This is a genomic window from Pseudomonas sp. FFUP_PS_473 (genome assembly GCF_002858665.1).
GTDB classification, from domain to species: Bacteria; Pseudomonadota; Gammaproteobacteria; order Pseudomonadales; family Pseudomonadaceae; genus Aquipseudomonas; species Aquipseudomonas defluvii.
Window position 1 is genome coordinate 25,776 of record NZ_PJQQ01000044.1, and the last position, 7,628, is coordinate 33,403.

The 7,628-nt window shown below is 60.1% G+C and carries 6 protein-coding genes and 1 pseudogene; 6 read left to right on the top strand and 1 reads right to left on the bottom strand.

Annotated elements, in window-relative coordinates:
- Positions 1–214: 214 nt before the first annotated feature.
- The 5 genes and pseudogenes from CYD26_RS26050 to CYD26_RS22160 all read left to right on the top strand — a co-directional run.
- A pseudogene (locus CYD26_RS26050) lies at positions 215–1,279 on the top strand (chemotaxis protein); the annotation flags it as partial.
- 201 nt (positions 1,280–1,480) lie between these two features.
- The gene (locus CYD26_RS26055; RefSeq protein ID WP_371917261.1) at positions 1,481–2,185 is read left to right on the top strand and encodes a methyl-accepting chemotaxis protein; all 705 of its coding nucleotides are present in this window, start codon (positions 1,481–1,483) and stop codon (positions 2,183–2,185) included.
- Positions 2,186–2,315: 130 nt separating this feature from the next.
- Positions 2,316–4,094 (top strand): SulP family inorganic anion transporter, encoded by a 1,779-nt coding sequence (locus tag CYD26_RS22145; protein WP_102053670.1) that lies wholly within the window; start codon positions 2,316–2,318, stop codon positions 4,092–4,094.
- A 434-nt stretch (positions 4,095–4,528) separates the two neighbouring features.
- Positions 4,529–4,840 carry a DUF3077 domain-containing protein gene (locus CYD26_RS22155; protein WP_102053672.1) on the top strand — a complete coding sequence of 104 codons (312 nt, stop codon included), beginning with the start codon at positions 4,529–4,531 and terminating at the stop codon, positions 4,838–4,840.
- A 263-nt stretch (positions 4,841–5,103) separates the two neighbouring features.
- Positions 5,104–5,334 carry a hypothetical protein gene (locus CYD26_RS22160; protein WP_102053673.1) on the top strand — a complete coding sequence of 77 codons (231 nt, stop codon included), beginning with the start codon at positions 5,104–5,106 and terminating at the stop codon, positions 5,332–5,334.
- Between the two features lie 98 nt (positions 5,335–5,432).
- Here CYD26_RS22160 and CYD26_RS22165 read toward each other — a convergent pair whose 3' ends face one another.
- Positions 5,433–6,110 (bottom strand): FMN-dependent NADH-azoreductase, encoded by a 678-nt coding sequence (locus CYD26_RS22165; RefSeq protein WP_102053674.1) that lies wholly within the window; start codon positions 6,108–6,110, stop codon positions 5,433–5,435.
- Between the two features lie 98 nt (positions 6,111–6,208).
- On the opposite strand from CYD26_RS22165, the gene CYD26_RS22170 reads away from it, so the two are divergent.
- A complete protein-coding gene (locus CYD26_RS22170; RefSeq protein WP_102053675.1) occupies positions 6,209–7,063 on the top strand; it encodes a LysR family transcriptional regulator in 855 nt (284 codons plus the stop codon).
- Positions 7,064–7,628: the final 565 nt, after the last annotated feature.

The window sequence follows — 7,628 nt, forward strand, 5'->3', positions numbered from 1 at the left end:
TGCGCAGGCGTGCCAGTCGCCCCCGGCGTAAGGATCACGTGCGATGCTGCTGAACCGTCTGTCCATCCAGTGGAAAATTACCCTGCTCACCGGCCTGTGCCTGCTGACCATCGTCGCGGTGCTGATTGGCATCTCGCTCTACCGCATGAGTGCGAGCACCGAGCTGGTCAAGGCCAGCAGCGCACAGATGCTCGAAACCTCGGCCCGCGAGCGCATGGAAGGCGAGGGCCGGGTACAGGCGCTGACCCTGCAGCGCTTTTTCCTCGCGGCCTATCAGGACGGCGTAAACCTCAGCCGCCAGGTACTGCAGCAGCAACGCCAACTGCAGAAGGCCCAGCTTGCCCCTGAAGCCCTGCGCGAGTCGCTGCACCAGCAGGTGAAAGAGGCCTTGCAGGCCAATCCGCAGCTGCTCAGCCTGTACCTGGTGTTCGAGCCCAATGCGCTGGATGGCAACGATGCCCGTTTCAGCGGGCAGGGCGCCAGGGGCAGCAACGAGCAGGGGCGCTTCTCCAGCTACTGGGCGCAGCGTAACGGCGAGTTGAGCACCTTGACGGTCAGCGAAGCGCTGATCGCCGACAGCACCACCATGCTCGATGGCACCCCGTTCAACACCTGGTTCAACTGCCCGAAACAGACCCTTAAACCCTGCCTGCTCAACCCCTATTTCGACGACGCTTCGGGGCAGAAGACGCTTATCACCTCGCTGACCTTCCCGGTGATCGACAACGGCAAACTGCTGGCGGTGCTGGGCATGGACATCAGCCTGGCCAACTTGCAGCAACTGGTTGAAGCCAGCAGCCAGCGGCTGTACCAGGGCAAAGGTGCGGTCAGCATCGTCAGCGCCGGCGGGTTGCTCGCCGGGCATAGCCCGGATGTAACCCGGCTGGGCCAGACGCTGAGCCAGGCCTACCCTGAACACGGCAGCGAGCTGCTGGCCCTGCAACGCCAGGGCCAGGCCCACACGCAGCAACAGGCCGGTCGCTTGCAGGTGCTGGCGCCACTGCAGCCCATACCGGACGCGCAGCCCTGGTCTGTCCTGCTTGATGTACCCATGGAGGCCCTGCTGGCCCCGGTGCGAACCCTGCAGCAGGACCTCGACCGCCGCAGCGCCGAAGGTACCTGGCTGGAGCTGCTGTTCGGCCTGCTGGCTGCCGTGGCCGGGCTGTTACTGGTGTGGCTGACCGCACGCGGCGTCACCCGGCCGATCCTGGGTGTCGCCGCCATGCTGCGCGACATCGCCAGCGGCGAGGGCGACCTGACCCGGCGCCTCGCCTACGACAAACACGACGAGTTGGGCGAACTGGCCGGTTGGTTCAACCGCTTCCTCGACAAACTGCGGCCGATCATCGCCGATGTGAAAAGCTCGGTGCAGGACGCACGTGGCACCGCCGACCAGTCCGCCGCCATCGCCAGCCAGACCAGCGCCGGTATGCAACAGCAGTACCGTGAAGTCGACCAGGTGGCCACCGCGTCCCACGAAATGAGCGCCACGGCCCATGATGTTGCCCGCAGCGCCGCCCAGGCCGCAGAAGCTGCACGCGGCGCAGACCAAGCCACCCGCGAAGGCCTCGGCGTGATCAACCAGACCACCCGTGCCATCGACGACCTGGCCCGCGACATGACCCTCGCCATGAGCCAGGTGGAAGGCCTGTCCAGCAGCAGCGAACAGATCGGCTCGGTGCTCGAAGTGATTCGCGGCATCGCCGAACAAACCAACCTGCTGGCGCTCAACGCTGCCATCGAAGCCGCCCGGGCCGGTGAGGCGGGCCGTGGCTTTGCCGTGGTCGCTGACGAAGTACGCAACCTGGCCAGGCGCACTCAGGAGTCAGTGGAGGAGATCCGCCAGGTGATCGAAGGCCTGCAAACCGGCACCCGAGATGTCGTTGCCTCAATGCACAGCAGCCATCAACAGGCCCAGGGCAGCGTTGCCCAGGTCGAACAGGCCGTTACCGCCCTGCGGCGTATTGGCGATGCCGTCACCGTCATCAGCGACATGAACCTGCAGATCGCCAGCGCGGCCGAAGAGCAAAGCTCGGTCGCTGAAGAAATCAACCGCAACGTCGCAACCATCCGTGACGTGACCGAGTCACTGTCCGGGCAGGCCGATGAGTCGGCCCAGGTGAGCCAGGCACTGAACCGCCTGGCCAACCAGCAACAAACCCTGATGGACCACTTCCGGGTATAGGGGGCGCTGCCGCGCAATACCCATGGCGTACTCCCGACTTTGCTGCTATCAAGACACCAGCGTGCACGCTAACTAAACTTCTCTGAGCCGTTAACCACGGAATTGCAGGTCTTTAGCTGCTGGGGTCTTAATGAGCAATTCCGAATCGTCGTCCCCTCGCCCTGAGCCCGGTCGAATTCACCGTCGCGTCAAGCTGACCGACCAGGCCGGTTGGGCGCGCTGGATGCCGGGGCTGCGTATGCTGCGCGAGTATCAGCTGGCCTGGCTACGCCATGACATCATGGCCGGGCTGGTGCTGACCGCCATGCTGGTGCCGGTGGGCATCGCCTACGCGGTGGCCTCGGGCATTCCCGGGATCTATGGCCTCTACGCCAGCATCGTGCCGCTGCTGGCCTACGCCCTGTTTGGCCCCAGCCGCATCCTCGTGCTCGGCCCCGATTCCTCGCTGGTGGCGGTGATACTGGCGGTGGTGCTGCCCCTGTACGGCGGCGACCCGATGCGTGCCGTTGCCCTCGCCGGCATGATGGCCGTCGTCTCCGGCGCGGTGTGCATTCTGGCCGGGGTGGCCCGCTTGGGCTTCATCACCGAACTGCTCTCCAAACCCATTCGCTACGGCTACATGAACGGCATTGCGCTGACCGTATTGATCAGCCAACAGCCCAAGTTGTTCGGCTTCTCGATTGAATCCGACGGCCCGCTGAGCAACCAGTGGGCGGTGATCATGGGGGTGTTCGAGGGCAACATCCACTGGGCCAGCTTTGCCGTCGGTGCCGCGACGCTGGCGGTTATCCTGCTGTTCAAGGGCAACGGCCGTGTGCCGAGCATCCTTATCGCCGTGGTTGGCGCAACCGTCGCAGTCAGCCTGCTGGGCCTGGCCGAAGGCGCAGGCGTCGAGGTGCTCGGCTCCCTCCCGCAAGGCCTGCCGGCCTTCGCCATCCCGTGGATTACCCGCGAGGACATCGTCCCGGTACTGATCGGTGGCTGCGCGGTGGCGATGGTCTCGTTCGCCGACACCAGTGTGCTGTCGCGGGTGTATGCCGCACGAACCCGCAGCTACGTCGACCCGAACCAGGAAATGGTCGGGCTGGGCATCGCCAACCTGGCCGCCGGGTTCTTCCAGGGCTTCCCGATCAGCAGCAGCTCATCGCGCACACCCGTGGCCGAAGCCGCCGGGGCGAAAACCCAACTGACCGGCGTCGTCGGCGCGCTCACCGTAGCCGGCTTGCTGATGGTCGCCCCCGACCTGCTGAAAAACCTGCCCACCAGCGCCTTGGCCGCGGTGGTGATTGCCTCGGCCATCGGCCTGATCGAAGTCACCGACCTGCGGCGCATCTACCGTATCCAGCGCTGGGAATGCTGGCTGTCTATCGCCTGTACGGTCGGGGTGGTGATGTTCGGTGCCATCCAAGGTATTGGCCTGGCGATCGTGATTGCCGTGATCGAATTCCTCTGGGACGGCTGGCGCCCGTACTCCGCCGTGCTGGGCCGTGCCAAGGGCGTACAGGGCTACCACGACATCAAGCGTTACCCCGAGGCGCGGCAGGTGCCTGGCCTGGTGCTGTTCCGCTGGGACGCCCCGTTGTTCTTTGCCAACGCCGAACAATTCCAGGACCGCGTACTGGATGCCGTGGCCGCCTCGCCAACGCCCGTGCGCTGGTTGGTGGTAGCGGCAGAGCCGGTGACCAGCGTCGACGTCACCTCGGCCGACATGCTGGCCGAACTGATGGGCGCCCTGAACGAAGCGGGCATCGAACTGCGCATCGCCGAAATGAAAGACCCGGTCAAAGACAAACTCAAACGATTCGGCCTGTTCGCGCAACTGGGGGAAGACGCCTTCTTCCCGACCGTGGGCACGGCGGTAAAGCACTACCTCGCCACCCATGCCGTGGCCTGGGACGACTGGGGCTGAACCTTGCCCACAAAATGAAACAGCTGGGCGCTACTGAGCGCGGGTGGTTTTGCGCGAGTATTGCCGGGCTATGGCGGCTGTGCGCATGAGGGCTTTGGCCCTGCCGGGTGCCTACTGTCCCGGTCGACCAACCTGCGCATGGCGGCCACCCTTCGATCTTCGCCTTGCCTCATTGCACCTTGGGCGTTAGGCTTCCCATTCGCTGAAAATCAGCGAACGGGCTTGGTCGCCCGTGCCAACGAAAGTTACAGCTCCTCGTTCTTCGAATACAGACGTCTCGGCGTTCGTATCGTTGTGCTATGGCGGCTGTGCGCGGGAGGGCTTTGGCCCTGCCGGGTTTGCCTTTCGTCCCGGTCGACCAACCTGCGTACAGCTGCCACCCAATTTCGTTTGGTCGCGAATTGGGGCAGCGTCACTACGAAAGGAGCTTCACTATGACAAAGATTGTTCCCGATCCCCCGCAATCCCTTCTTGGCAAAACTGCGACCACGGCATTCGGTTGTTGTGACGCCGGCCATGCACCCTTGTTCACCGTATGTTCCGGCATCGATGCCGAAGACGCGCTGGTCCACGTCTCCCTGCTGCTCCAGGGCATCTACGACACGGCCCAACAGGCCTGTGAACACATCGACGACATCCCCAAAAAAGGCCTGCTATGGTCCACCCTGCACTCCGCAGAAATGGCCAAAGGGCTGGTCGATGCGGTGCTCGATGGCATTGAAACCCAAGCCTTGAACCGCCGGTAACCGATGGCGTTGTCGGCGCTTGAGTTGCCCATATCAAGCGTCGACATCTGATAGGCGTACTTCAGAAACCGAAGCCTGCACAAGGCCGTTCTGGTTGTTCTGAATCAATTGGCCACCCTCAACATTCGGCGGGCGTTGAACTCGACCCGAAACACGCGGCTACTTCAAGCCCTCCCTGGGGGGGAACGGTGTCCTCTCTTTCATGGGGCTCGCTCAATTGGTTACGCTCTGGCCTCCATCAAACACATCTCAAAGGATTGAAAATGAAAAGGAATAAAGAAGCAGTTTTGAAAGTGCTGGCTGCAGTTGAGGCGGAGTCCAATGTAGGCGGAATGAGTGGGTTTGATCTCTCCACGTTTTGTGTAGAGGATTGCGACAATGATGAGTTGGAGTCTGCAAAGCTTTTGCTGCTTGATAGCGGCTATTTGGTTGATGATGGCAAGATCAGAATTACCTGGGCCGGCCACTCACTTCTAGAGGAACTGAGGGGCTAATAATGCTATTAGGCCCAATAGCAATGTTTAAAAAGGTCAGCCCAGTGCTGGCCTTTTTTATGGTTCCTCATGGAGGATCGGGAAGATGTTCTTGATCTTCATGCAACAGAGTTCGCAGGCTGAAAGTTTATGTCCGAAACGCTTAGGGCGTCCGCCAAAGCATTTGCGCGCATCTTGGCCTCATGGCGAGAGGTACTGTCTACTTCCGACCCTAGAACCGTTTTTTCGACGATGATTGACTCTACGTCGGTGATGCCAATAAGCCGTAACCACGCTTCCACATAAGGCTTTTGAAAGTCGAAATGTTGAGCGGGTGTCAGCGAAGCGGCAGAGAAATCCATACCTCGGGCATAGACGACAACTGCTTTTTTATCTCGCAACATGCCTTCGAGCCCGGTTTCCGGATTGAAACTAAACAGCACGTCTTTCTGCGATACCACGTCAATGAAGTGCTTTAGCTTGTAGGGAATGCTGAAGTTCCACAGCGGCACAGACAGCACGAGCACGTCGGCTTCGTGCAGGTAATTTGCCAATGCCTTCAGTTCATTCCAGGCAACCACCTGAGTCGCAGTCAACTCCAATCCATTCAATCCAGAGTACTTGGCATCCATCACCTCATCAGAAAACTCCGGCAGTGATATTTGCCACAGGTCTAGCGTTGTAACTTCCAGATCGGGATGAGCGCTCAAGAGTCGCGAAATGAAACTCTGGGCGACTTCTATGGACGCTGAGCGATCTTTGCGGGGGGAGCATTCGATATGAAGGAGCTTGGCCATTGCAGTCTCGTGTCGTGGCGGGTGTACGAGGCATTGCAACATATCTTTAAAAGAAATATAAATTGAGAAATTACACGCTATTCATCATGGATTGAGATATGTTTGATCCGCTTCTACTAAAGACTTTTGTTGCCGTAGTTGAAGAGCAAGGTTTTGGTCGCGCTGCAGAAAAACTCCATCTCACCCAACCTGCTGTCAGTGGGCATCTGCGCCGCTTGGAAGAGCAGGTCGGCAAACCTCTGCTCAAGAGGACAACCCGGTCGCAGGAACTGACGCTGGAGGGCGACCGTCTGATGCGCCACGCCAGGATCATCCTTGCTCTCAATCGAGAGGCATGGGCTGAAATGATGCGAGCCCCTTTCCAGGGGCGTATCAGGGTGGGGCTTGCGGAAGACCTTGTGGAGACCAGGCTGCTGCGTGAACTGCAGAACCTCGCACTAGGTTACCCAGGTATGGAGATTGAGTTTCAGATCAACATACCCGGCACACTGGTCGGCTTGATGAAGCAAGGAGAGTTGGATTTAGTGGTCGGGTCTTTGTGTGAGACCGATAGCTCAGGGATCCTGTTGTGGAGCGAACCGCTCATTTGGGCGACCGCTGCGCAGCCACTCACCCCAATCAGCCAGCCGCTCCCGCTGGCACTGTTTCCAGAACCTTGTGCTTATCGAGAGGCGGCTTTGCTGCATCTTGCACAAGCGGGCATCGCTCAACGCACGTCGATGCTATGCACCAGCACGAATGCCCTGCGCTCGGCTGTATTGTCCGGAATAGCCATAGCCCCGATGCCGCTAAGCCAGCTGGTTGCGGGAATCTCCGTCCTGAGCGCTGAGTACGGATTGCCACCATTACCCAATGCCGAATTTCGGTTGTTCTCGGCACCAGATGCAGACCCAGAAATCGTCACAGCGCTTACCAAGGTATTCCTGGAATACTGCTCGATGCGCCGTCAGTGAGCATTGCGCTTGCTTTAGCTAGTACGAAGCCACCGCATCAGCCTCGATCAACATTCCTTCGGGAGCCGAACGCGATACAGGAAGTAATGTACAAACTGGTAGCTGCCGAGCTTTGGCAAGCAGTGCCAGAGCGCAAGTGCGCACGCGCCGAGGTGTTCATCCATTGCGCAGCCTGGAACCCTGACGCGAGATCCCCTGCGTGGACTATTGCAACGGGTGAGACCCCAGTGCACTACGTCCCGGAGGGGCAATTGAAGGTCATGCAGGCCTATGGTGGTGATGCCAAACAGCAGCAGATGCTGGAGAGCTTACGCCGGAAAGGGCTACCATGGCCTCGGTGTAAGGAGGCACCATGTTCGTCAATTACGGCAAGTTCGGTGACTTGTTGGCTGAGGTGAAGGCCATCACAGGTGGCAAAGAAGACTGACTGATCATAGGCTCACGCGGGGAGTCGCTCCATCTAGCAAAGGAATCGTTTATGCAAACAGTGAATCGCCCCTGGTTTTCTAGACACTCTCCAAGCTCAGGAAATAGCGTTTCTCATACTCTACTGGAGACAGCTGCA